This window comes from Streptomyces sp. NPDC047971, from assembly GCF_040653355.1.
GTDB lineage: Bacteria > Actinomycetota > Actinomycetes > Streptomycetales > Streptomycetaceae > Streptomyces.
Window position 1 is genome coordinate 568,027 of record NZ_JBEZNW010000001.1, and the last position, 23,817, is coordinate 591,843.

21 protein-coding genes are annotated in these 23,817 nt (G+C 70.3%); 13 read left to right on the top strand and 8 right to left on the bottom strand.

Annotated elements, in window-relative coordinates:
• Positions 1–5 precede the first annotated feature (5 nt).
• From AB0D99_RS02500 to AB0D99_RS02515, 4 genes are all read right to left on the bottom strand, one after another.
• Positions 6–1,340 (bottom strand): M20/M25/M40 family metallo-hydrolase, encoded by a 1,335-nt coding sequence (locus tag AB0D99_RS02500; RefSeq protein ID WP_362355965.1) that lies wholly within the window; start codon positions 1,338–1,340, stop codon positions 6–8.
• Positions 1,333–2,166: a M55 family metallopeptidase gene (locus tag AB0D99_RS02505; RefSeq protein WP_362355967.1), complete on the bottom strand. Its 834-nt coding sequence runs from the start codon at positions 2,164–2,166 to the stop codon at positions 1,333–1,335. Before AB0D99_RS02505 ends, AB0D99_RS02500 begins: the two co-directional genes overlap by 8 nt.
• Positions 2,167–2,267: 101 nt before the next feature.
• Positions 2,268–3,422: an MFS transporter gene (locus AB0D99_RS02510; protein WP_362356063.1), complete on the bottom strand. Its 1,155-nt coding sequence runs from the start codon at positions 3,420–3,422 to the stop codon at positions 2,268–2,270.
• A gap of 115 nt (positions 3,423–3,537) precedes the next feature.
• Positions 3,538–4,134: a helix-turn-helix domain-containing protein gene (locus AB0D99_RS02515; RefSeq protein WP_362355969.1), complete on the bottom strand. Its 597-nt coding sequence runs from the start codon at positions 4,132–4,134 to the stop codon at positions 3,538–3,540.
• Positions 4,135–4,338: 204 nt separating this feature from the next.
• On the opposite strand from AB0D99_RS02515, the gene AB0D99_RS02520 reads away from it, so the two are divergent.
• Complete coding sequence (locus AB0D99_RS02520) at positions 4,339–5,328, top strand: hypothetical protein (RefSeq protein ID WP_362356065.1); 990 nt, start codon at positions 4,339–4,341, stop codon at positions 5,326–5,328.
• Between the two features lie 6 nt (positions 5,329–5,334).
• Here AB0D99_RS02520 and AB0D99_RS02525 read toward each other — a convergent pair whose 3' ends face one another.
• Entirely contained in the window at positions 5,335–7,740 is a 2,406-nt protein-coding gene (locus AB0D99_RS02525; protein WP_362355971.1) for an MFS transporter, read from the bottom strand.
• Between the two features lie 237 nt (positions 7,741–7,977).
• On the bottom strand, positions 7,978–8,421 hold the full coding sequence (locus AB0D99_RS02530; RefSeq protein WP_362355973.1) for an SRPBCC family protein: 444 nt from the start codon (positions 8,419–8,421) through the stop codon (positions 7,978–7,980).
• A gap of 148 nt (positions 8,422–8,569) precedes the next feature.
• On the opposite strand from AB0D99_RS02530, the gene AB0D99_RS02535 reads away from it, so the two are divergent.
• The 3 genes from AB0D99_RS02535 (at position 8,570) to AB0D99_RS02545 (ending at position 11,745) form a co-directional block, all read left to right on the top strand.
• Positions 8,570–9,601, top strand: a complete 1,032-nt coding sequence (locus AB0D99_RS02535) for an Rv2578c family radical SAM protein (RefSeq protein WP_362355975.1) — start codon at positions 8,570–8,572, stop codon at positions 9,599–9,601.
• 71 nt (positions 9,602–9,672) lie between these two features.
• Positions 9,673–11,283, top strand: coding sequence for an alpha/beta hydrolase (locus AB0D99_RS02540; protein ID WP_362355977.1), 1,611 nt, complete (start codon positions 9,673–9,675; stop codon positions 11,281–11,283).
• A gap of 48 nt (positions 11,284–11,331) precedes the next feature.
• Positions 11,332–11,745 (top strand): RidA family protein, encoded by a 414-nt coding sequence (locus AB0D99_RS02545; RefSeq protein WP_362355979.1) that lies wholly within the window; start codon positions 11,332–11,334, stop codon positions 11,743–11,745.
• On the opposite strand, the gene AB0D99_RS02550 is transcribed toward AB0D99_RS02545, so the two are convergent.
• Positions 11,742–12,338, bottom strand: coding sequence for a HEAT repeat domain-containing protein (locus AB0D99_RS02550; protein WP_362355981.1), 597 nt, complete (start codon positions 12,336–12,338; stop codon positions 11,742–11,744). The genes AB0D99_RS02545 and AB0D99_RS02550 overlap by 4 nt on opposite strands.
• A 312-nt stretch (positions 12,339–12,650) precedes the next feature.
• On the opposite strand from AB0D99_RS02550, the gene AB0D99_RS02555 reads away from it, so the two are divergent.
• From AB0D99_RS02555 to pssA, 9 genes are all read left to right on the top strand, one after another.
• The gene (locus AB0D99_RS02555) at positions 12,651–14,432 is read left to right on the top strand and encodes a 3-hydroxybutyryl-CoA dehydrogenase (RefSeq protein WP_362355983.1); all 1,782 of its coding nucleotides are present in this window, start codon (positions 12,651–12,653) and stop codon (positions 14,430–14,432) included.
• Positions 14,433–14,541: 109 nt separating this feature from the next.
• On the top strand, positions 14,542–15,381 hold the full coding sequence (locus tag AB0D99_RS02560) for a TetR family transcriptional regulator (RefSeq protein ID WP_362355985.1): 840 nt from the start codon (positions 14,542–14,544) through the stop codon (positions 15,379–15,381).
• 386 nt (positions 15,382–15,767) lie between these two features.
• Positions 15,768–17,105 carry a crotonyl-CoA carboxylase/reductase gene (ccrA, locus tag AB0D99_RS02565; protein WP_362355987.1) on the top strand — a complete coding sequence of 446 codons (1,338 nt, stop codon included), beginning with the start codon at positions 15,768–15,770 and terminating at the stop codon, positions 17,103–17,105.
• Between the two features lie 14 nt (positions 17,106–17,119).
• Positions 17,120–19,153, top strand: coding sequence for a protein meaA (locus tag AB0D99_RS02570; RefSeq protein ID WP_362355989.1), 2,034 nt, complete (start codon positions 17,120–17,122; stop codon positions 19,151–19,153).
• Positions 19,150–20,115, top strand: a complete 966-nt coding sequence (locus AB0D99_RS02575) for a CoA ester lyase (protein ID WP_362355991.1) — start codon at positions 19,150–19,152, stop codon at positions 20,113–20,115. The genes AB0D99_RS02570 and AB0D99_RS02575 overlap by 4 nt, the downstream gene beginning before the upstream one ends.
• A gap of 5 nt (positions 20,116–20,120) precedes the next feature.
• On the top strand, positions 20,121–20,633 hold the full coding sequence (locus AB0D99_RS02580) for a MaoC family dehydratase (protein WP_362355993.1): 513 nt from the start codon (positions 20,121–20,123) through the stop codon (positions 20,631–20,633).
• Positions 20,634–20,635: 2 nt separating this feature from the next.
• Positions 20,636–21,841 (top strand): acyl-CoA dehydrogenase family protein, encoded by a 1,206-nt coding sequence (locus AB0D99_RS02585; RefSeq protein ID WP_015037484.1) that lies wholly within the window; start codon positions 20,636–20,638, stop codon positions 21,839–21,841.
• A gap of 169 nt (positions 21,842–22,010) precedes the next feature.
• Positions 22,011–22,667: a phosphatidylserine decarboxylase gene (locus AB0D99_RS02590; RefSeq protein WP_362355995.1), complete on the top strand. Its 657-nt coding sequence runs from the start codon at positions 22,011–22,013 to the stop codon at positions 22,665–22,667.
• Positions 22,660–23,535 carry a CDP-diacylglycerol--serine O-phosphatidyltransferase gene (gene pssA / locus AB0D99_RS02595; protein ID WP_362356067.1) on the top strand — a complete coding sequence of 292 codons (876 nt, stop codon included), beginning with the start codon at positions 22,660–22,662 and terminating at the stop codon, positions 23,533–23,535. Before AB0D99_RS02590 ends, pssA begins: the two co-directional genes overlap by 8 nt.
• Here the strand turns inward: pssA and AB0D99_RS02600 are convergent.
• A partial coding sequence (locus AB0D99_RS02600) for a hypothetical protein (protein WP_362355997.1) occupies positions 23,523–23,817 on the bottom strand: 295 nt, incomplete at its 5' end. The genes pssA and AB0D99_RS02600 overlap by 13 nt on opposite strands.

The following is a 23,817-nucleotide window of genomic DNA, read 5'->3' on the forward strand; positions in this document are numbered from 1 at the left end:
TCCCCTCACGCGGACTTCAGATAGTGGTCGAGGACGCGGACGCCGAAGTGCAGTGCGTCGACGGGGACGCGTTCGTCGACCCCGTGGAAGAGCGCGGCGTAGTCGAGGTCCGGGGGCAGCTTGAGCGGGGAGAAGCCGTATCCGGTGATGCCGAGCCGGGAGAACTGCTTGGCGTCGGTGCCGCCGGACATGGCGAAGGGGACGACATGGCCGTCGGGCGCGAAGTGCTCGACGGCGGCGCGCAGTCGGGCGAAGGTCGGCGAGTCGACGGGTGCTTCCAGGGGGACTTCGCGGTGGTGGAACTCCCACGCGACGTCGGGTCCGGTGAGCCGGTCCATCGTCTCGATGAACTCCTGCTCGCCGCCCGGGAGCATCCGGCCGTCGACGTAGGCGACGGCGTGCCCGGGAATGACGTTGACCTTGTAACCGGCCTCCAGCATCGTCGGGTTGGCGCTGTTGCGTACGGTCGGCTCCACCAGGGCCGCGGCGGGTCCGAGCTTCTCCAGCAGCCGGTCGACGTCGAAGTCCGCCGCGCCGATGTCGGTCTCGATGCCGTACAGCGCCGCGAGTTCGGTGAGCGCGGCCCGTACGGTCGAGGTCAGGCGGACGGGCCAGGGGTGGGCGCCGATGCGGGCGACGGCTCCGGCGAGGCGGGTGACGGCGTTGGCCGTGTTCACCTTCGAGCCGTGTCCGGCCCTGCCGTGTGCGGTGAGCTTGATCCAGGCGGTGCCGCGCTCGCCGGCGGCGATCGGGTAGAGGGTCGTGCCGGGGGTCGGGTGGAAGCTGAACGCGCCGGACTCGCTGATGCCTTCGGTGCAGCCCTCGAAGAGTCCGGGGTGCTCGTCGGCGAGGAAGCCCGATCCGTCCTCGGCGCTCGCCTCCTCGTCGGCGGTGTAGGCGAGGACGATGTCACGGCGCGGGCGGATGCCCTGGCGGGCCCAGGAACGGACGACCGCGAGGACCATCGCGTCCATGTTCTTCATGTCGACCGCGCCGCGCCCCCAGACGACGCCGTCGCGGATCTCTCCGGAGAAGGGGTGCACGGCCCAGTCGGCGGATTCCGCGGGGACGACGTCGAGGTGGCCGTGGACGAGCAGGGCGTCGGCGGAGGGGTCGGTCCCCTCGATGCGCGCCACGACGTTGGTGCGGCCGGGGGTCCGCTCCAGCAGGATGGGTTCCAGACCGGCGGCGGCGAGGCGTTCGGCGACGTACTCGGCGGCGGGCCGCTCGCGGCAGTCACCGCCGCCGCGGTTGGTGGTGTCGATGCGGATGAGTTCGGAGGTGAAGGTCACCACCTCGTCGAGCGCGGTGGCGTCCGGCTCTCGGCCCGGCTCAGCCATACTGCTCCTCCACGGCCGCGGAGACGATCGTGGTGACCGCCTTGAACGTGCGGATGCACTCGTACATCGTCCCGCTGGTGTAGGCGACCCGGCGTTCGCCGTTCCGTACGACGCCGGGCACGACCGTGGCGGAGGAGGCCAGGTGGTCGGCGTCGAACTCCAGCTCCACGGTGAACGGCCCGCCCCGTACCGGCTCGTGCCGTACGGCGAGAGCGGCCGCGGCCTTGGCGGCGGCCCGGATGTCGCTCGCCGTACGCTTCGGGGTCCGGCACACGGCCGCGTACCGCGAGACGTGGTCCTTCACGGCGACCTTGTGCGCCTCGGGCGCGTATCCGAGGGCGTCCTCGCAGGTCAGGTCGTCGCCCGTGACGAGGACGACGGGCACGCCGTACTCGGCGACGACATGGGCGTTCAGCAGTCCCTCGCTGGCCCGCTCGCCGTCGAGCCATACGCCGGTGATCGAGTTGGCGAGGTAGGTGTGCGCGAGGACGCCCTCGGTTCCGGCGCCGGTGTGGTAGCCGACGAAGGCGATGCCGTCGACGTCCCCGCGCTGCACGCCCTCCACCATGGAGAGGGTCTTGTGCCGGCCGGTGATCATCTCGGCCCGCTCGTCGAGCTGTTCGAGGAGCAGGTTCCGCATGCTCCAGTGCGCCTCGTTGATCAGCACCTCGTCGGCGCCGCCGTCGAAGAAGCCGAGGACCGCCGCGTTGACGTCGGAGGTGAACATGGACCGGCAGCGTTCCCACTGGGGTGTCCCGGGGAGCACGTCGCCCGGCCAGGTGACGCCGGTGGCACCCTCCATGTCGGCGCTGATAAGGATCTTCACGAAACCCCTGTCCCCTCACGTTCGGTGACGACGACGCTCATGCGGCGTCACGTTACGCCCCGAGGAGGGGCCGGGCCAGGACCTCGGAAAGGTTTAGTGGTCTAGACCTCTATCGGGTGTCGGCGGCGCCCGGACTCGGGCAGAAGCGACAGCAGGCCGAGCACGGCCAGCGCGGCACCGAGCCAGAGCGGCGAGCGGAGTCCGTACGCGCCCACGAGAACCCCTCCGACGGAGGAACCGATGATGATGCCGAGGGTGATGAACGAGGAGTGCACGGTGTTCACCAGCGGCCCCGCGTTGCCGGCCCGCTGGACGCGCGTGACCATGGCGGGGTTCATGGTGACGCCCACCAGGCCGATGCCCGTCATGAGGAGCACGGCGGCGGCACCGACATCGGCGAGCAGCGCGAAGCCGCTCAGGAAGAGGACGTTGAGGGCGAGGCCGGCGACCTGCACGCCGACGGTGCGACGGTCCGCGAGACGGCCGACGACCGTGTTGCCGATCACCGTGGCGGCGCCGTAGGCGACGAGCAGCACGGGCACGGTCCCCTCCTCGAAGCCGGTCACCTCGGTGAGGATGGGGTTGAAGTAGCTGAAGGCCGAGAACGTCGCGCCGATGATGAGGGTGCTGGTGGCGAGCGCCGACCACAGACGCGGCGCGCGGAAGACCCGGACCTCGTCACGGAAGGACGCGCCGGCGGCGCCGGGCCGCTCCAGGCGGGGGACGCCCACGACCACCGCCGCGGCGGCGAGCACGGTCAGCGCGGTGATCGCCCAGAACGCCGCGCGCCAGCCCAGGTGCCCGCCGATGAAGGTCGCCATCGGGAGCCCGAGGAGCGTGCCGAGCATCAGTCCGTTCATCGCGACGGCCACGGCCCGGCCGCGGACCTCCTCCCGGGTCAGGGCGGAGCAGACCGAGATCGCCACACCGAAGAAGGCCTGGGCGGCGACCCCGGTGACGACACGGGCGACGACCATCGCGCCGTACGAGGTGGCGGTGGCGGCCAGCAGATTGCCCGTCAGGAAGACACCGATCAGCACGAGGAGCGCGGGCTTGGGGCGCAGTTTCAGGACCGCGACGGTGAGGAAGGGGCCGCCGACCGCCATCGCGACGGCGAAGGTGGTGATGAGGTAGCCGATCTGAGGGATGGTCGCGTCGAGTCCGGCCGCCATCTGCGGCATGAGACCCGCGACGACGAACTCGCCGGTGACCATGGCGAAGATGCCGATGGCCAGTACGTACACGGCGCGTGGCACGTGGTTCACGTCCTTACGTTGTTCCGGAAACAGTTTTGGACTGATCAGTACGAAATGAGGGCGCGGTCGGGCGCCACGGGGCGCGGCCCCATGGCGAAGGCCCGGCGCGCGAGGGTCAGACGGTCAGGGCGTCCAGGGTGACGGCGGCGATGGACTCGATGACGGCGCGGTCGGCGCCGTTCTGCGCGGAGACCCGCATTCCCGCGACGGCGGCGTTGAAGAACCGCGCGAGCTCGTCCGCCCGGCGCGTCCGCGCGAAGGCGCCGGCGCTCTGCCCTGCGGCGATCGTCGCCGTGAGCGCGGCGAGCCGGCGTTCCTGGTCCCGCCCGAGGAGCGCGGCCGCCTGGGGGTCGCGCCCGGAGAGTTCGACGGTGCTGTTCACACCGAGGCACCCGATGCCGACGCCGGCCCGCCGATGAGCCTCCTCGATCTCGACGACGGACGCCAGGACACCCTTCAGGCGGTCGACGGGCGGCAGGGTCTCGTCCTCCAGGAGTGCGAGCTGGCCGCTCGTGGTCATCTCCGTGTAGCGCGCGAGCGACCTGAGGAAGAGCGCGTGCTTGCTCACGAAGGTGTTGTAGATGCTGCTGCGGCCCAGGCCGGTCGCCTCGCACAGGTCCTGGGTCGAAGTGGCCTCGTAGCCCTTCTCCCAGAACAGGTGCATCGCGGCGTCCAGGGCGCGCGCCTCGTCGAACGTCCTCGGGCGTGCCATGGAGGAACCGTAGCAGGTATTGGACCGATCGGTTCAATATCGATTTCGGGCGATACCCCGCCAACAGGCGCGTATAGGCTTGCGGGCGCACTTCCCGCACCCCGACCGTCAGGAGACCTCTCGGTGACCACCGTGATCGCCCCATCCGAAGCCGAAGCCGCACAGGCTCCCGACGCCGAGGAGACCGACTTCGTCGTCCAGGACGTGCCCGACGCGGTCGTCCGGGACGCCCGGGAGTTCGGGGTCTACGCCCGCACCGGCGGCTGGGCGTTCGCGTTGAAGGTGGCCCGGAGCGTACGACCGGGCGGGCAGGCGGCCCAGGACTCGCCCAAGGTGTCGGCGACGGTCTTCGCCGAGCTGGCGGAATGCTCCCCCGAGCGGGTCATGCGCTACTACAAGGCGTGGGACATGGCCGCCGACGACGGCCTCGTCCCGCAGTTCGAGGCCCTGGTACCCGGCGAGGAGGTCGAGCTCCCGGAGGCCGACGTCTGGCTGTCGTACTACTCCTCCCGCTCCAGCGCGTCCTCGGTGCGCGGACACGCCATCACCGCCGCGGCGGAGGCCGAGGGCATCAGGCCGACGAAGGCGCTGGAGGTCGCCGAGAACCCGACCGCCCTGCGCGCCGCGATCCTCGCCGACCCCGGCACCGCCGAGGCCGCGCGCGGCGCGCTCCTCGACCGGATGAAGGAGGACCCGGCGCTGCAGACCGAGATGGCCCGCGCCATCGCCAGGACCGACGAGCTGAAGAAGGCCGTCGCGGGCGAGGCGAAGGCGGCCGACCGGATCGGCTACGTCCGGCAGATCGTCGAGAAGGGCCAGATCCGCACTCCCGCCGGACAGACCGTGGAGGCGCCCGCCGCGGTGCGCGCCGAGGCGGAGCGGCACCTCTCCCTCCTCGACGAGCTCGACGACTCCGAGGAGGCGGGCGAGTGGGCGGGTGAGGCGTACGACGCGGTGAAGGGCATGGTCGCCGAGGCCGTCGAGTCGGACCCGGCGTTGCGCGTCCAGGAGCGGCGCACGAAGTTCTACAACAGCCTGCAGAAGGCCACGAAGGTCTTCGAGGAGCTGACGCTCGACGAGGTCCTGGAGGAGGACGTCCTCGAGGACGACATGCTCCAGCGCCTCGAAGCCCTTCAGGAGGCGATCGGCAGCTGCATCAGCGCGCTGCGCAGGGCGGCCGACGCCTCCTCCTGAGCCGCCTCAGTCCTCGTGACCGAGCTGGAGGTCCCGCTCGGTGCGGCCGCCGCCGGCGACCTGGAGGACGGTGGCGACCGGTGGATAGCCCGCCGCGATCACCGTGTACTCCCCCGAGGACAGGTCCACGAAGCGGAAGGTGCCGTCGGGGCCCGTCGTCAGCGTGTCGACCACGTTGCCCGCCGCGTCGAGGAGCGTCACCCGCGCGTCCTCGACCGGCTGTCCGCCGCCCGCGCGCACCGTGCCGCGCAGCACCGCGCCGCCCGCCAGCTCGATGTCCTGGCGGGTCTCGCGGGACGCCTGCACACTCACCGGCAGCGCGGCGGGCCGGAACGCGGGGGCGCTGGCGGCCAGCGTGTACTCGCCGGCCACCAGCTCCGCGATGACGTAGCCGCCCTCGCGCCCGCTGCGGGTGGAGGCGACGACCTCGCCGCGTACGTCGGTGAGGGTGACCGCCGCGTCCCGTACGGGAGTTCCGTCGGCGGTCACCACGGCGCCGGCCAGCCGGCCGGCGCCGCCGAGGACCACGTCGAGCTCCACCGGCCGTTCGCCGACGGTGACGGAGACGGCCTGGGGCTGGTGCCCGCCGGCCGCCGCGATCAGGACGTACGCGCCGGGGCCGGGGACGCTGAGGGCGTAGCGCCCGTCCTCGCCGCTGCCGCCGCGGCCGATCTGCCGCCCCTGGACGTCGATGAGGGTGAGGGCCGCGCGCGGGACGCGGCTGCCGTCGTGGTGCTGGACGGTTCCGCAGACCGGAAGGCCGGCGGTGTTGGCGGCCGGGGCGGGGGCGGCCGCCGCGCGGGCCCGGGGAACGGCGGTGGGGGCCTCGGTGGTGGGGCTGTGGTGGGACACCAGCGGTTTCTCCTTGAGGAAGAAGGCGAGGACGAGGCCGAGCACGAGGACCGGCACGAGATAGAGGAAGATCCGCGGCATCGCGTCCGCGTACGCCTGGATGTAGGCGTCGCGCAGGACGGGCGGCAGGGCGTGCACCGTCTGCGGAGTGATCGATTCGGCGGCGGGCAGCGGGGTTCCCGCCGCGCGGGGCAGGGAGTCGGCGAGCGCGTCGTCGAGCCGCGCGGCGAAGAGGGTGCCGAAGACCGCGGCGCCGACGCTGCCGCCGATCTGGCGGAAGTAGTTGTGGGCGCTGGTGGCGGTGCCGAGGTCGGCGGGGCGCACGGAGTTCTGCACCGCGAGGATGAGGACGGGCATGACCAGGCCGATGCCCAGGCCGAGCACGGCCTGCCAGAGGCTGTGGTGCAGGCGCGGGGTGTCCGTCTCCATCCGGGAGAGCAGCCACATGCCGACCACGGAGACCGCGCCACCGGCGATCGGGTAGATCCGGTAGTGACCGGTGCGGGTGATCAGCTGCCCCGAGACGATCGAGGCGAGCACGATCCCGCCCATCAGCGGCAGCATGAGGAGACCGGACTCGGTGGCGGTGGCGCCCTCGACCATCTGGAGGAAGGTCGGCAGATAGCTGGCGGCGCCGAAGAGCGCGATGCCCACCACCGCGCCGACGAGGCTCGTGACCGTGAACACCGAGTCACGGAACAGCCGCAGGGGGATGAGGGGTTCGGGCGCGACGTGCTCGACGACGAGGAAGAGCACGGTGGCCGCCGCGGCTCCGCAGCCGAGACCGATGATGACCTCGGAGTCCCACGCGTACTCGGTACCGCCCCAGCTGGTGAGCAGCACGAGGCAGGTGGAGGCGGCGGCGAGCAGGATCGCACCGAGGACGTCGAGCCGTGCCCTGTTCTTCGGCCGGGGGAGCTTGAGCACCACGGCGACGACGGCGAGGGTGACGAGCCCGAAGGGGACGTTGAAGTAGAAGCACCAGCGCCAGGAGACGTGGTCGGTGAAGAAGCCGCCGAGGAGCGGGCCCGCGACGGAGGCGAGGCCGAAGGCCGCGCCGATGAGGCCCATGTAGCGGCCGCGTTCCCGGGCGGGGACGATGTCCGCGATGATCGCCTGGACGCCGATCATCAGGCCGCCCGCGCCGATGCCCTGGACCGCCCGGAAGGCGATGAGCTCGTCCATGGACCGTGACCAGCCCGCCAGCGCGGAGCCGATGACGAAGACCACGATGGCGAAGAGGAAGACGCCCTTGCGGCCGAAGAGGTCGCCCAGCTTGCCGTAGACCGGCAGGCCGATGGTGGCGGTGAGGAGATAGGCGGTGATCGCCCAGGACATCCGGTCCAGGCCCTGGAGTTCGCCGACGATCTTCGGCAGGGCGGTGGCGACGATCATCTGCTCCAGCGCGGCGAGGAGCAGGGCGAGCATGAGGCCGAAGAAGACGAGTCGGACCCGGCGGGGGTCGAGAGCGGCGGCCTCCCCTCCGGTGGGCGGGGGCTGGTCGCGGGGCGGGCCGTCCTCGACGGGCGGCTCGTCCTTCGCCAGCGTGATCGCACCCACGTGCTGCTCCCCTCGTCACGACGTCAGCGCCGCGCCATTCTTCGCATTGGGCGCGAAGCGGGAGCAAGTCGGGCGGCACGGGGGAACGATGGGGCCGGAGGGGCCGAACAGCCCTGTGCGGGGTGGCACTTGGGGCGCTCATCAGCGCGTTTGTGAAGACCCCCGCGCCCCCGGGGCGCGCGGGGCGCTACCGAGGGGGCGCGGGGGAATCCACTCGAATCGGTGACCGACGAGGCGTTACTTCTCCACCTCGGCCGCCAGGTTGGCCAGCACGGCGTCGTAGATGCGGCCGAGCCCCTTGGGCGCGAAGGTCTTCTCGAAGAAGCCGCCGATGCCACCGGCGCCGTTCCACACGGTGGAGACGACCACCCTGGACTTCCCCTCGCCCGCGGGCGTGACGGTCCAGGTGGTGACCATGGAGGAGTTGCGGTCCTTCTCGACGAGCTCCCCGTCGGTGGGCTCGGTGACCTCCAGGAGGCAGTCGCGGACGCGCTTGCTGGTGGCCTGGAGCTTCCAGTGGACGAGGGTCCCCTCGCCGTCGCCGCCCTCGCGCACCTCGTACTCGCTGTAGTGCTCGGGCAGCAGCTTCGCGCGCGTGCCGCTGTAGTCGGCCAGGGCGTCGAACACCGACTCCGGGTCCGCCGAGATGATCCGCTCCGTCGTGGCCTCGACCTGCGCCATGGCACTTCCTCCAACACGTGGTTCTTCAGGGTGTGGCGCCCAGCCAACCACCTGGACCCGGGCCTCCCAAATCCGGGTTGCGGCGATCAAGGGAACATGTGTTCTATTCTGTCCGCACGGCTGAGAAACGGCTACCGAGGAGGCGTCGATGCGCTGGGACAATCTGGGCGACAACCCCGTCACCGTCGCGGAGACCGCCCTGTTCGGTACGGACGCGGTCACCACCCGCACCTTCGACACCCCCGAGTTCCGCGGGATCACGTTCCACGAGGTGCGGGCCCGCTCGATCGTGAACCGGGTGCCCGGCGCCTCACGGATGCCGTTCGAGTGGACGGTCAACCCGTACCGGGGCTGCACACACGCGTGCGTGTACTGCTTCGCCCGCAAGACCCACAGCTATCTGGACCTGGACACCGGCCTCGGCTTCGACTCGCAGATCGTGGTGAAGATCAACGCGCCGGAGCTGCTGCGCCGCCAGCTGGCCTCCCGTCGCTGGCAGGGCGCCCACATCGCGATGGGCACGAACGTCGACTGCTACCAGCGGGCCGAGGGGCGCTACCGGCTCATGCCCGGGATCATCGAGGCCCTCCGCGACCACGCCAATCCCTTCTCCATCCTCACCAAGGGGACGCTGATCCTGCGGGACCTCGATCTGATCGTCCAGGCGGCGGAGGTGACCGAGGTCGGCATCTCCGTCTCCGTCGGCTTCACCGACCAGGAGCTGTGGCGCACGATCGAGCCCGGCACTCCCTCCCCCGCGCGACGCCTGGACGTCGTGCGGACGCTCGGCGCGCACGGCATCGGCTGCGGGGTGCTGATGGCCCCGGTCGTCCCCTTCCTCGGCGACCGCCCCGAGCAGCTGCGCGACACGGTGCGCGCCATCGCCGAGGCGGGCGCGACCTCGGTGACCCCGCTCGTGCTGCATCTGCGTCCGGGCGCCCGCGAGTGGTTCTTCACCTGGCTGCGACGGCACCACCCCCATCTGGTCGGGCGATACGAGCGGATGTACGCGGACGGGGCCTACGCGCCGACCTGGTACCAGCGCCGGATCACCCGTCAGGTGCACGAACTGGCAACCGAGTTCGGGATCGGACCGTCCCGCCGGGGGGCCTCGCGCCGGACGCCCGCACCGGAGGAGCCGGCCCTCGCGGGCACGCCCGAACAGCTCACCCTCCTCTGACGGGTCCTCTGTTCGGGTCAACTCTGGGCGGATCGGGTCCCTTCGGGTTCGGATCGGGGCACGGACGCCCTATGACCACACGCGCAGGAATGCTGATCGCCACTGGGGCACTGGTCGCAGGGACGGTCACCGCCCTGCCCGCGTCCGCGACGCCCAGGCCCGAGCCGACCCCCCGCCCCATCGCACCGCTGCTGTGGAGCGACTGCGCCACCACGGCGTATCCCCGGCTCCAGTGCGCCACCCTCCAGGTGCCCCTGAACCACGACGACCCGGCCGGCCGGTCGATCACGCTGGCCCTGACCCGGGTCCCGCACACCGTGAAGGACACCAAGGACTACCAGGGCCCCCTGCTCGTCAACCCCGGGGGCCCGGGGGGCAGCGGACGGACCATGGCCGGCTTCGTGGCCGCCTCGCTGCCCGCGGAGGTGGCGGGCCAGTACGACGTCATCGGCTTCGATCCGCGCGGCGTCGGCAGGAGCGAGCCCGCGCTCGACTGCAAGCCCGGCCACTTCGACCCGGTACGGCCGGACTCCCTGCCGCTCGACGCCGAGCGCGAGCGGACCGGGGTCGAGCGGGCCCGGTCGTTCGCGACGGCCTGCGGGAAGAAGCACGGCGACGTCCTGCCGTACATCGACACGGTCAGCACGGCCCGGGACCTGGACGCCATCCGCGCGGCGCTCGGCGCCCCGCAGCTCAACTACCTCGGGTACTCCTACGGCACGTACCTCGGCGCCGTGTACGCGCGGCTGTACCCGGAGCGGGTGCGCCGCCTCGTGCTGGACTCCGTCGTCAATCCGCAGGGCGTCTGGTACGAGGACAACATCGCGCAGGACTACGCCTTCGACACCCGCCACAAGGACTTCATGTCCTGGGTGGCCCGCCAGAACGCCACGTACAAGCTGGGCACGGACCCGGCCGCGGTCGAGGCGGCCTGGTACCGGATGCGGGAGGAGCTGGGGAAGAGCCCGGCGGGCGGCAAGGTCGGTCCGGGCGAGCTGGAGGACACCTACCTGCCGGGCGGGTACTACAACGGCTACTGGCCGAGCCTGGCGGCGGCCTTCTCCTCGTACGTCAACGACAAGAACGCGGTCCCGCTGACCCGGGCGTACGAGGCGTACGGGGAGGCGGACGCGGCGGCCGACAACGGCTACTCGGTCTACACGAGCGTGCAGTGCCGGGACGCCACGTGGCCGCGGGACTGGAACACCTGGCGCACGGACAACTGGGACGTGCATGCCAAGGCTCCGTTCGCGACCTGGAACAACGCCTGGTACAACGCTCCGTGCGCGTTCTGGCCGGTGGACTCGCTCACCCCGCCCGACGTCACCAACGACGAGGTGGGGCCGGTGCTGATCCTCCAGGCGTCGGACGACGCGGCGACCCCGTACGAGGGCGGTGTGGCGCTGCACCGGATGGTGAGCGGCTCCAGCCTGGTGGTCGAGGAGGGCGGCGGGAACCACGGGGTGTCGCTGGCCGGCAACGCGTGCGTGGACCAGCACCTGGTGACGTACCTCGCCACGGGCCGGGTGCCGCGCGGCGACGGGCAGGCGGAGGCGGACGCGGTCTGCGAGACGCTCCCGGAGCCGACGCCGGTGAAGGCCACCGCGAACCGCGACGGCTCCGCGCGGCCCGCCACCACGGGCGGCACGGTGCTGCACGGCCTCCTCGGCCACGTGCGCTGAGGGAACCGCCCCGGGGCGCTGTCAGTGGCGTGCGCGAGGATGTCGGTCATGACGACGCACCTCACCCACGTCCCCGCTCCCGAGGGGATCGCCCCCAGCGCCCAGTACAGCCACGTCGTGTGGGGCACCGGCCGGTTCGTCGCGATATCCGGCCAGTGCTCCCTCGACGCCTCGGGCGCGGTGGTCGGGACGGACGACCCGGCGGCGCAGGCCCGTCAGGTCTTCGCGAACCTGCGCCGTTGTCTCGCCGCGGCGGGCGCGGGCTTCGAGGACGTGGTGAAGCTGACGTATTTCGTCACCGACGTCGGCCACCTGCCCGCGGTCCGCGCGGCGCGCGACGAGGCGTTCGGCACGGCCCCGCTGCCCGCGAGCTCGGCGGTCCAGGTCGCCGCTCTGGTCCGGCCGGAGCTGCTGATCGAGGTCGACGCCTTCGCCCTGGTCCCGGAGAGCGACGCGGGCTAGCCCGCGAGCCGGGCGAGGGCTTCGGCGGCCGCCCGGCCGAGCCGGGGATGGGGCAGGGCGGCCTCGATCGCCGGCCGGGCTCTCGGGTCGCCGAGGGAGCCGAGCCCCTCGACGCAGGCGACACCGACCCGCCAGTGCGGGTCGTCGGCCGCCAGCCGCCGTTCGAGGACGGCGACGAGGGCCGGCACGGATTCGGGAGCGCGCAGGGCGGCGAGCAGCCGGACCGGCAACAGGGCGTAGGCGACCCGGAGTTCGTTGGTGGCGAGGGCGGCGGCCGCCCGAGCGGTGCGCGGGTCGCCGAGACGCGTCAGGGCGTAGGCGGCGGAGACGCAGCGCTCCGGGTCACGGTGGTTGAGGAGCAGGACCAGGGCTTCGAAGGCGCGCGGGTCGCGGGCGAGGCCGAGCCGGAAGGCGGAGATCTCGCGGGCCCAGAGGGGGCGGCCGGGTGCGGTCAGGACGCGGGCGAACTCCTCGGGATCGTCGGCGGCGAGCAGTTCCTCGAATGGTTTTCGATCGGCTTCCGCGCCGTCGTGGATCTCGTCCCGCAATCGATCGATCATCGAGCAGAATTCGGGGTCCTGGGCGATTTCCATGGCCGTCAGCGTATCCGCGATCCAGATCACATTTTCCGAACTCCCGAGGACTGGCGCGCTCGTTACCCGCCGGTTAATCTCAGGTGAGCGGGTCACCCCCCGCACCCTCACAACGGCCTGGTGACGCAGCCGTCGTGAGTTCGAGTTTGTCGGTTCGGCAGTTTTCGACGCGGCTCCGGGACAGAGTCCGTCGCTTTTTCCACGCGATCTCTTCGCGCTTCTGTCGCGAACTCCTCGCGCTTTCCGTTCGCGACCTGTGCGCGCCCGCATTGCCGCCTTCAGTCGTCACTCTTCCCTCCCTGGAGTCCCCTGATGGACACCCCTCTCTCCACCATCGCCGTCATCGGTCTCGGCACGATGGGCACGGGCATCGCCGATGTCCTCGCCCGGGCCGGCCGTGAGGTCATCGGCGTCGACATCAGCGAAGCCGCCGCCGCCCAGGCCGTCGCCGCCCTGGAGGCCTCCACCGCCCGCGCGGTGACCCGTGAGCGGATCACGGAGGAGGAGCGGCAGGACGTTCTCGCCCGCTTCCGCACCTTCTCCGACCTCCAGGCCGCCGCGGACGCCGACCTCGTGATCGAGGTCGTCCCCGAGTCGTACGAGGCCAAGCAGGAGGTCTTCCGGGCCCTGGACGCCATCGTCCGGCCCGACGCCATCATCGCCACCGGCACCAACGCGCTCTCGGTGACCCGGCTGGCCGCCGACTCGGCGCACCCCGAGCGCGTCCTCGGCCTGCACTTCTTCACCCCGGTCCAGGCGATGAAGCTGGTGGAGATCGTCTCCTCCGTCCTGACCGCCCCGCAGGCGGTCGAGGCCGTCACCTCCCTCGCGCACGACCTCGGCAAGGAGCCGGTCGCCGTCGGCGACCGTCCCGGCTTCGTCGCCGACGGACTGCTCTTCGGCTACCTCAACCAGGCCGCGGCCATGTACGAGGCCAAGTACGCCTCCCGCGAGGACATCGACGCCGCCATGAAGCTCGGCTGCGGTCTGCCGATGGGCCCGCTGGCGCTGCTCGACCTGATCGGCGTCGACACCGCCCGTACCGTCCTGGAGGCGATGTACAGCGAGTCGCACGACCGTCTGCACGCCCCCGCCCCGATCCTCAAGCAGCTCAGCGAGGCCGGGCTGACCGGCCGCAAGTCGGGTCGCGGCTTCTACACCTACGACGCCCCCGGCTCGGCCACCGTGGTCCGCGACGCGCTGACCCCGCTGGACAGCGCCGCCACCGCCGAGGGCCGTGAGGTCCGTTCGGTGGGCGTCGCCGGCTCCGGCACGATGGCCTCCGGCATCGCCGAGGTCTTCGCCAAGGCCGGGTACACGGTCGTGCTGGCGGCCCGCTCCCAGGAGAAGGCGGACACCGCCAAGGCCCGGATCGCGAAGTCCCTCGCCCGTTCGGTCGACAAGGGCCGGATGACCCCCGAGGCCCGCGACGAGACGCTGGCCCTGATCACCCCGGCCGGTTCGCTCGACGCCTTCGCCGAGGTCGACCTGGCCCTGGAGGCGGTCGCCGAGGACCTGACGATCAAGCAGGAGCTGTTCGCGCGGCTCGACAAGATCTGCAAGCCGGGCGCGGTGCTCGCCACCACGACCTCCTCGCTGCCGGTCGTGGCCTGCGCCCGCGCCACCTCGCGCCCGCAGGACGTCATCGGCATGCACTTCTTCAACCCGGCGCCCGCGATGAAGCTGGTGGAGATCGTCCGTACGGTCCTGACCGCCGACGACGTGCACGCCACGGTCCGCGAGGTCACGGCGAAGATCAGGAAGCACCCGGTGGACTGCGGCGACCGGGCCGGCTTCATCGTGAACGCGCTGCTCTTCCCGTACCTGAACAACGCGATCAAGATGGTCCAGGAGCACTACGCGACGCTGGACGACATCGACGCCGCCATGAAGCTGGGCGGCGGCTACCCGATGGGGCCCTTCGAGCTCCTCGACGTCGTCGGCCTCGATGTCTCCCTCGCCATCGAGCAGGTGCTGCACCGTGAGTTCCGCGACCCGGGCCTGGCCCCGGCGCCGCTCCTGGAGCACCTGGTGGCGGCCGGCTGCCTGGGCCGCAAGACGGGGCGCGGCTTCCGCGAATATGCCCGACGCTGAGCCCTACGCGGGCTGGGGAGGGCTGCTGAGTCCCGGGGCCGCCTCCGGCGCCCCGGGCGACCCTCCCCCACCTGGGCACACTCCCGCGCTGATGCAGTACGTTCAGGACATGTCCAAGGCCGCGAAGTCACCCCGTGCCACGTCCACCTCCCCGTCCTCCGACACGCAGGAGAGCCCGGCGGGCACCCGCGCGGCGGCGCAGCGGCTGAAGATGCGCCGCGAGCTGGCCGCGGCGGCCATGGAGCTCTTCGCGACCAAGGGGTACGAGGCCACGACGGTCGACGAGATCGCCGCCCAGGCCGGGGTCGCGCGCCGGACCTTCTTCCGCCACTTCCGCTCCAAGGAAGAGGCGATCTTCCCCGATCACGACGACACCCTGGTGCGGGCGGAGGCGGTGCTGAACGCCGCGCCGCCGCACGAGCACCCGCTGGACACGGTCTGCCGGGGCATCAAGGAAGTCATGAAGATGTACGCGGGGTCCCCGGCGGTCTCCGTGGAGCGCTATCGGCTCACCCGTGAGGTACCGACCCTGCGGGAGCGCGAGATCGCCTCGGTGGCCCGCTACGAGCGGCTGTTCACCCGCTATCTCCTGGGCCACTTCGACGAGCGTGACCACCACGACGGCAACGACGACCCGCTGCTGGCCGAGGTCGCCGCCTCCGCGGTCGTCACCGCCCACAACCACGTGCTGCGTCGCTGGCTGCGCGCGGGCGGTCAGGGCGACGTGGAGGCCCAGCTGGACCACGCGTTCGCGATCGTGCGGGAGACCTTCGGCACGGGCATAGGCGCCCGCCCGGCCGCGGCTCCGCAGCCTCAGCAGCAGCCGGCCGCCACGGGACCCGCGGCCGCGGTCTCCACGGAGGGGGACGTGGTGATCGCCGTGGCCCGTACGGACGCTCCGCTGGACGAGGTCATGCGCACGATCCAGCAGGCGCTGCGGAAGAGCTGACCGACGCACCGCCGTCCACGACGAAGGCCGCCCCTTTCCGGGGCGGCCTTTCGTCCGTTTCGACCCCCTACTCGATCGATCATCGCTCATGTGTGACCAGGGGATTGCATCTGAGTGAAATTGTTGGCACCCAGTGCCTTGTCAGGTGACACGCGGTGCCATACGTTGATGTTGTCCGGGCGGCCGGCGCGCAGAGATCACCTCGTGCGCCGGCTGTCCCCACAAGCGATTGTGCGCCCGGACGCCTGCGTCACAGGCACCCTCAGCGCCGCACCCGGCGCAGCCACGCACGACCCCGCCGAACCGACGGCACACCTCCACCGCAGCACTCCAAGACAGAACCCTCAGCGCGTCACCCTCAGACGCCGCACCGCCGGAGGCACCCCGTGAAGGACATCCTGGACGCGATCCAGTCCCCGGACTCCACGTCCTCGGACTTCGCCAACATCAAGCTCCCCGAGTCGTACCGCGCCGTGACCGTCCACAAGGACGAGGTCGAGATGTTCGACGGCCTCACCAGCCGCGACAAGGACCCGCGCAAGTCGCTCCACCTCGACGACGTGCCGCTCCCCGAGCTCGGCCCGGGCGAGGCCCTGGTCGCCGTCATGGCCAGCTCCGTGAACTACAACTCGGTCTGGACCTCGATCTTCGAGCCGGTCTCCACCTTCGGCTTCCTGGAGCGCTACGGGCGCCTGTCGGAGCTCACCAAGCGCCACGACCTGCCGTACCACATCATCGGCTCCGACCTCGCGGGCGTGGTGCTGCGCACCGGCCCCGGCGTCAACGCCTGGAACCCGGGCGACGAGGTCGTCGCGCACTGCCTCTCGGTCGAGCTGGAGTCCTCGGACGGCCACAACGACACGATGCTCGACCCCGAGCAGCGCATCTGGGGCTTCGAGACCAACTTCGGCGGCCTCGCGGAGATCGCGCTCGTCAAGTCCAACCAGCTCATGCCCAAGCCGGACCACCTGAGCTGGGAGGAGGCCGCCTCCCCCGGCCTGGTGAACTCCACCGCGTACCGCCAGCTGGTCTCCCGCAACGGCGCCGGCATGAAGCAGGGCGACAACGTCCTGATCTGGGGCGCCAGCGGCGGCCTCGGCTCGTACGCCACCCAGTTCGCGCTGGCCGGCGGCGCCAACCCGATCTGTGTCGTCTCCTCCCCCGAGAAGGCCGACATCTGCCGCGCGATGGGCGCCGACGCGGTCATCGACCGCAACGCCGAGGGCTACAAGTTCTGGAAGGACGAGAACACCCAGGACCCGCGCGAGTGGAAGCGCTTCGGCTCCAAGATCCGCGAGCTCACCGGCGGCGAGGACATCGACATCGTCTTCGAGCACCCGGGCCGCGAGACCTTCGGCGCGAGCGTCTACGTCACCCGCAAGGGCGGCACGATCACCACCTGCGCCTCCACCTCGGGCTACATGCACCAGTACGACAACCGCTACCTGTGGATGTCGCTGAAGCGCATCATCGGCTCGCACTTCGCCAACTACCGCGAGGCGTGGGAGGCCAACCGCCTGATCGCCAAGGGCAAGATCCACCCGACGCTCTCCAAGGTCTACTCCCTGGAGGACACCGGTCAGGCCGCCTACGACGTCCACCGCAACCTGCACCAGGGCAAGGTCGGCGTTCTCGCCCTCGCCCCGCAGGAGGGCCTGGGCGTGCGCGACCCGGAGATGCGCGCCAAGCACATCGACGCCATCAACCGCTTCCGTAACATCTGACCCCGGGACCGTACATGACTGAGCGTCAGAAGCCGCAGGCACGGAAAGAGAAGGACCGGCCGTGGCTCATGCGGACGTACGCCGGTCACTCGACCGCCGAGGCGTCCAACGAGCTGTACCGGCGCAACCTCGCCAAGGGTCAGACCGGCCTCTCGGTCGCCTTCGACCTGCCGACGCAGACCGGCTACGACCCCGACCACATCCTCGCCCGCGGCGAGGTCGGCCGGGTCGGGGTCCCGGTCTCGCACCTCGGTGACATGCGCCGGCTGTTCCAGGACATCCCCCTGGAGCAGATGAACACCTCGATGACCATCAACGCCACGGCGATGTGGCTGCTGGCGCTCTACCAGGTGGTGGCCGAGGAGCAGGGGGCGGACGTCACCCTGCTCCAGGGCACCACCCAGAACGACATCGTGAAGGAGTACCTGTCGCGCGGGACGCACGTCTTCCCGCCCGGCCCGTCCCTGCGCCTCACGACGGACATGATCACCTACACGGTGAACAACATCCCGAAGTGGAACCCGATCAACATCTGCAGCTACCACCTGCAGGAGGCGGGGGCCACTCCGGTCCAGGAGATCTCCTACGCGATGTCCACCGCGATCGCGGTGCTCGACGCGGTCCGGGACTCCGGCCAGGTCCCGGCGGACCGCTTCGGCGAGGTCGTCGCCCGCATCTCGTTCTTCGTGAACGCGGGCGTCCGCTTCATCGAGGAGATGTGCAAGATGCGCGCCTTCGGCCGCATCTGGGACAAGGTCACCCGCGAGCGGTACGGCATCGAGAACGACAAGCAGCGCCGCTTCCGCTACGGCGTGCAGGTCAACTCGCTCGGTCTGACCGAGGCCCAGCCGGAGAACAACGTCCAGCGGATCGTGCTGGAGATGCTGGCCGTGACGCTCTCCAAGGACGCACGCGCGCGTGCCGTCCAGCTGCCCGCGTGGAACGAGGCGCTCGGTCTGCCCCGTCCCTGGGACCAGCAGTGGTCGCTCCGCATCCAGCAGGTGCTCGCCCACGAGTCCGACCTGCTGGAGTACGAGGACATCTTCGCCGGCTCGCACGTGATCGAGGCCAAGGTGGACGCCCTCGTCGAGGAGTGCCTGGCCGAGATCGACCGGATCCAGGCGATGGGCGGCGCGATGGCCGCCGTCGAGTCCGGCTACCTGAAGTCGCAGCTGGTCTCCTCGCACGCCGAGCGGCGCGCCCGGATCGAGGCGGGCGACGAGAAGATCGTCGGCGTCAACATCTTCCAGTCGACCGAGGAGAACCCCCTCACCTCGGATCTCGACACGGCGATCATGACGGTCGACCCGGCCAACGAGGCCAAGGTCGTCGCGAAGCTCCACGAGTGGCGCGACAACCGGGACGAGAACCGTGCCCAGGAGTCGCTGGCGGCCCTCAAGGCGACGGCGGCCGGCGAGGGCAACCTCTTCGCCGCCACCCTGGAGTGCGCGCGCGCCGGCGTCACGACCGGCGAGTGGTCCTGGGCGCTGCGGGACGTCTTCGGCGAGTTCCGGGCCCCCACCGGCGTCTCCTCCGCCCCTGTCGCGGTGACGGCGGAGGAGGGCACCCCGCTGGCCCTCGTACGGGAGAAGGTGGCCCGGACGGCGACCGAGCTGGGCGCGGGGCGGCTGCGGCTCCTGGTCGGCAAGCCCGGCCTGGACGGGCACTCCAACGGGGCCGAGCAGATCGCCGTACGCGCGCGTGACGCCGGTTTCGAGGTGGTCTACCAGGGGATCAGGCTGACCCCCGAGCAGATCGTCAACGCGGCCCTGGCCGAGGACGTGCACTGCGTGGGTCTGTCGATCCTCTCCGGCTCGCACGCCGAGCTGGTCCCGGACGTCCTCGACCGCCTCCGTGAGGCCGGGGCGAACGACGTTCCGGTCATCGTCGGCGGGATCATCCCGAACGCCGACGCCGCAGATCTGAAGCGCGCGGGTGTGGCCGCCGTCTTCACACCGAAGGACTTCGGTATCACGGAGATCATCGGCCGTATCGTCGACGAGATCCGGAAAGCGAACAAGCTCGACCCCCTGGAGGTCCCCGCATGACCAGCCCCGTGAACCGACTCCGCCCGCGTCGCTCCTGCCTGGCGGTCCCCGGCTCCAACCCCCGCTTCCTGGAGAAGGCCCAGGGGCTCGCCGCCGACCAGGTCTTCCTGGACCTGGAGGACGCCTGTGCGCCGCTCGCCAAGCCCGAGGCGCGCCACACCATCGTGAAGTTCCTGAACGAGGGCGACTGGACCGGCAAGACGCGCGTCGTGCGGGTCAACGACTGGACCACCCACTGGACGTACCGTGACGTCGTCACCGTCGTCGAGGGCGCCGGCCAGAACCTCGACTGCATCATGCTGCCGAAGGTCCAGGACGCCCAGCAGATCGTGGCGCTCGACCTGCTGCTGACGCAGATCGAGAAGACCATGGGCTTCGAGGTCGGCAAGATCGGCATCGAGGCGCAGATCGAGAACGCCCAGGGCCTCAACAACGTCAACGCGATCGCGACCGCCTCGCAGCGCGTCGAGACGATCATCTTCGGCCCGGCCGACTTCATGGCCTCCATCAACATGAAGTCCCTGGTCGTCGGCGAGCAGCCGCCCGGCTACGACGCCGACGCCTACCACTACATCCTGATGAAGATCCTGATGGCCGCCCGCGCCAACAACCTCCAGGCGATCGACGGCCCCTACCTGCAGATCCGCAACCCCGAGGGCTACCAGGCGGTCGCCCGTCGCGCCGCGGCCCTGGGCTTCGACGGCAAGTGGGTGCTCCACCCGGACCAGGTCGCCGCCGCGAACGAGATCTTCTCGCCCTCGCAGGAGGACTTCGACCACGCCGAGCTGATCCTGGACGCGTACGACTACTACACCTCCGAGGCCGGCGGCAAGAAGGGCTCGGCCATGCTCGGCGACGAGATGATCGACGAGGCCTCCCGCAAGATGGCCCTGGTCATCTCCGGCAAGGGCCGCGCCGCCGGCATGCAGCGCACCACCAAGTTCGAGATCCCGGAGGCCTGAGTCCGATGCAGTTCGGCCGCACCTACGAAGAGTTCGAGATCGGCGCCGTCTACAAGCACTGGCCCGGGAAGACGGTCACCGAGTACGACGACCACCTCTTCTGTCTGCTGACGATGAACCACCACCCGCTTCACATGGACGTGAATTACGCGGAGAACACGACGGACTTCAAGAAGAACGTCGTCGTCGGCAACTACATCTACTCGCTGCTGCTCGGCATGTCCGTGCCGGACGTCTCGGGCAAGGCGATCGCCAACCTGGAGATCGAGTCGCTGCGGCACGTCGCGCCGACGTTCCACGGCGACACGATCTACGGCGAGACCACGGTCCTCGACAAGACCCCGTCGAAGTCGAAGAACGACCGCGGCATCGTCTACGTCGAGACCAAGGGCTACAAGCAGGACGGCACCCTCGTGTGCGTCTTCCGCCGCAAGGTGATGGTCCCCACCGAGACGTACATCAAGGAGCGCGGCGGCGAGCAGCCCGGCCGCCCGGAGCTCAAGGAACAGGGGAAGTAGACATGGCCCGACTCGCCCAGACCGCCGGGCTCACGGACGTCCAGCAGGAGATCCTCAAGACCGTCCGGGAGTTCGTCGACAAGGAGATCATCCCGGTCGCCACCGAGCTGGAGCACCGCGACGAGTACCCCCAGCAGATCGTCGACGGGCTCAAGGAGCTCGGCCTCTTCGGTCTGATGATCCCCGAGGAGTACGGGGGCCTGGGTGAGTCGCTGCTCACCTACGCGCTGTGCGTGGAGGAGATCGCCCGCGGCTGGATGTCGGTCTCCGGCATCATCAACACGCACTTCATCGTCGCGTACATGCTCAAGCAGCACGGCACCCAGGAGCAGAAGGACTACTTCCTTCCGCGGATGGCGGCCGGCGAGACGCGCGGCGCCTTCTCGATGTCGGAGCCGGGCCTCGGCTCGGATGTGTCGGCGATCACGTCCAAGGCGGTCAAGGACGGCGACGAGTACGTCCTCAACGGCCAGAAGATGTGGCTGACGAACGGCGGAACGTCAACGCTGGTCGCCGTTCTCGTCCGAAGTGACGAAGGACACCCGGAGGGCACCGCCCCCCACAAGTCGATGACGACCTTCCTCGTCGAGAAGGAGCCCGGCTTCGGAGAGGTCCGCCCCGGCCTCACCATCCCCGGGAAGATCGACAAGATGGGTTACAAGGGCGTCGACACGACCGAACTCATCATGGACGGACTGCGCATTCCGGCCAATCGGGTCCTCGGCGGGGTCACCGGCCGAGGGTTTTACCAAATGATGGACGGCGTGGAGGTCGGTCGCGTCAATGTCGCGGCCCGTGGCTGCGGTGTCGCGCAGCGTGCCTTCGAACTAGGTGTCTCGTATGCCCAGCAACGTCACACTTTCGGCAAGGCGATCGCCCAGCACCAGGCGATTCAGTTCAAGCTCGCCGAGATGGCTACCAAGGTCGAGGCCGCTCATGCCATGATGGTGAATGCAGCACGCAAAAAGGACTCCGGGGAACGAAACGACCTCGAAGCGGGGATGGCGAAGTACCTCGCCTCCGAATACTGCAAGGAAGTCGTCGAGGACGCCTTCCGTATCCACGGTGGATACGGGTTCTCGAAGGAGTACGAGATCGAGCGCCTCTACCGTGAGGCGCCGATGCTGCTCATCGGCGAAGGTACCGCCGAGATCCAGAAAATGATCATTGGGCGCAGGCTGCTCGAGGAGTACCGATTCCAGGGCTGATTGTCGCATTTGGGTCGGTTCGGCCGCGAAGAAGATCACACCCTGTCATCGTCTTCCGGCCGCCGACTCGGCTTCTGGCTTGCCCAGTTGCGGCCCGCAACCGATAGCATCGCCCGAAAGCCGCCGTCCCCTGTTGCAAGTGCGGCATCATCCGCTACGAAGGTCATCCATGCCCCACAGCCAAACCTCTGCACACCGCGACACCCCCAAGGGCGTACGCATCGCACGCGGAGCATCGCCGTGGCTTCTGCCGACCGTCGCCACCGCGGCCCTGAGCCTCGTGCGTGCGCGCAGGTCCCGGCGTGCCGCGGCCATCGCCGTGCCCACCACCGCGCTGGCGGCGGGCATGCTGTGGTTCTTCCGCGACCCCGAGCGTGAGATCGCTCAGGGCCGGGTCATCTCCCCCGCCGACGGTGTGGTGCAGAGCATCATGCCGTGGAAGGACGGACGGACCCGGGTCGCCATCTTCATGAGCCCGCTGAACGTCCACGTCAACCGCGCGCCGCTCGCCGGCACGGTGACGTCCGTGGAGCACGTCCCCGGTGGGTTCGTCCCGGCGTTCAACAAGGAGAGCGAGAACAACGAGCGCGTTGTCTGGCACTTCGACACCGAGCTCGGTGACATCGAGATGGTGCAGATCGCGGGTGCCGTGGCCCGTCGCATCGTGCCGTACATCCCGCAGGGGACGAAGGTCGAGCAGGGCGAGCGCATCGGTCTGATCCGCTTCGGGTCGCGCGTCGACATCTACCTTCCGGAAGGTGTCGACGTCGCCGTCGAGGTCGGTCAGACCACGACCGCGGGGGTGACTCGCATTGACCGTGATTGATCCCGACACCCGGGCCGCAGACTGGGTCGCCGACGGCGACGCGGAGGAGGCCGAAGAGGCCGAGGAGATGCCTCTGTCGTTGAGGCTGTCCATAGCGGACGCCCTCACGCTCGGTAACGCCACGTGTGGATTCATGGCGGTGTACTTCACCACCACGGGCATCCTCATCCCGCACCTCACGGGCAGCACCGAGACCGGCATGGCGCGCAACAGCGCCGCGACCGCCGTGATCCTGATGCTCGCCGCGGCGATCTTCGACCTCTTCGACGGCATCGTGGCACGCAAGCTGCGCTCGTCCCCGATGGGCGCGGAACTCGACAACCTCTCGGACCTGATCAGCTTCGGTCTGGCCCCGGCCTACTTCGTACTCGTGTACGGCATGGTCACGCCCGGCGCGCAGCAGAAGGTCTCGGCGGTGGCCGCGATCGTGGTGCTGCTCGCGGTGGTGCTGCGGCTGGCGAGATTCTCCTGCGTGACCCTGAAGGACGGCATGTTCCAGGGCATGCCGAGCCCCTTCGGCGCGCTCACGGTGGTCTCGATCGTGCTCCTCGAGCTGCCGTTCATCCCGACGCTGCTCGCGATCATCGGCGTCGCCTGGCTGATGGTGAGCCGGGTCGAGTACCCCAAGCCGCGGGGTGTCCTCGCGGTGGCGATGCTCGCCTGGATCGTCGGAGCCATGGGAATGCTGGCGGCCTGGGCGTTCGACGCGCCCGGCGGACAGTTCCTGCTGCAGGCCGGTTGCGCCCTGCAGGTGGTGATGGGCGCCGTGATCCCCCTCTTCGCGACGGCCCGTCGGGTGAACACCTTCCGCGGCAACCGCCGCGAGAGCCGCGAGGCACGCCAGGCGCAGGCGGCTCAGCTGCCGTAGCCGGTACGTGGACGAAGGAAGGGCCCGGAGACATGGTCTCCGGGCCCTTCGTCGTTCTCCCGGCCGTACAGGGGCTTTCCTGGGCCGCGTCGCGGCCGGACGCCGGGGGGAGGGCGGGGCGGCGGCCCTCGTGTGCGTCGGGGCGGACGGACTCCGCCGGCGCCGCGACTCATGGGCTCGGACAGCAGGCCGACGACGATGAAGCCGAGGAGCGAGAGGACGATGCCGAGGCCGAGCCAGAGGGAGCCGGCCGATGCCTTCTCCGCCTGGGTGGCGGTCCAC

Bases quoted from the DNA above. Each gene is read 5' to 3' on its own strand.
- AB0D99_RS02560 (WP_362355985.1), top strand. From the start codon at position 14,542: ATGTCCAAGGCCGCGAAGTCACCCCGTGCCACGTCCACCTCCCCGTCC.
- AB0D99_RS02500 (WP_362355965.1), bottom strand. From the start codon at position 1,340: ATGGCTGAGCCGGGCCGAGAGCCGGACGCCACCGCGCTCGACGAGGTG.
- AB0D99_RS02570 (WP_362355989.1), top strand. From the start codon at position 17,120: ATGACTGAGCGTCAGAAGCCGCAGGCACGGAAAGAGAAGGACCGGCCG.
- AB0D99_RS02585 (WP_015037484.1), top strand. From the start codon at position 20,636: ATGGCCCGACTCGCCCAGACCGCCGGGCTCACGGACGTCCAGCAGGAG.
- AB0D99_RS02555 (WP_362355983.1), top strand. From the start codon at position 12,651: ATGGACACCCCTCTCTCCACCATCGCCGTCATCGGTCTCGGCACGATG.
- AB0D99_RS02575 (WP_362355991.1), top strand. From the start codon at position 19,150: ATGACCAGCCCCGTGAACCGACTCCGCCCGCGTCGCTCCTGCCTGGCG.
- AB0D99_RS02580 (WP_362355993.1), top strand. From the start codon at position 20,121: ATGCAGTTCGGCCGCACCTACGAAGAGTTCGAGATCGGCGCCGTCTAC.
- AB0D99_RS02550 (WP_362355981.1), bottom strand. From the start codon at position 12,338: ATGGAAATCGCCCAGGACCCCGAATTCTGCTCGATGATCGATCGATTG.
- AB0D99_RS02515 (WP_362355969.1), bottom strand. From the start codon at position 4,134: ATGGCACGCCCGAGGACGTTCGACGAGGCGCGCGCCCTGGACGCCGCG.
- AB0D99_RS02530 (WP_362355973.1), bottom strand. From the start codon at position 8,421: ATGGCGCAGGTCGAGGCCACGACGGAGCGGATCATCTCGGCGGACCCG.
- AB0D99_RS02540 (WP_362355977.1), top strand. From the start codon at position 9,673: ATGACCACACGCGCAGGAATGCTGATCGCCACTGGGGCACTGGTCGCA.
- AB0D99_RS02545 (WP_362355979.1), top strand. From the start codon at position 11,332: ATGACGACGCACCTCACCCACGTCCCCGCTCCCGAGGGGATCGCCCCC.
- AB0D99_RS02590 (WP_362355995.1), top strand. From the start codon at position 22,011: ATGCCCCACAGCCAAACCTCTGCACACCGCGACACCCCCAAGGGCGTA.
- AB0D99_RS02535 (WP_362355975.1), top strand. From the start codon at position 8,570: ATGCGCTGGGACAATCTGGGCGACAACCCCGTCACCGTCGCGGAGACC.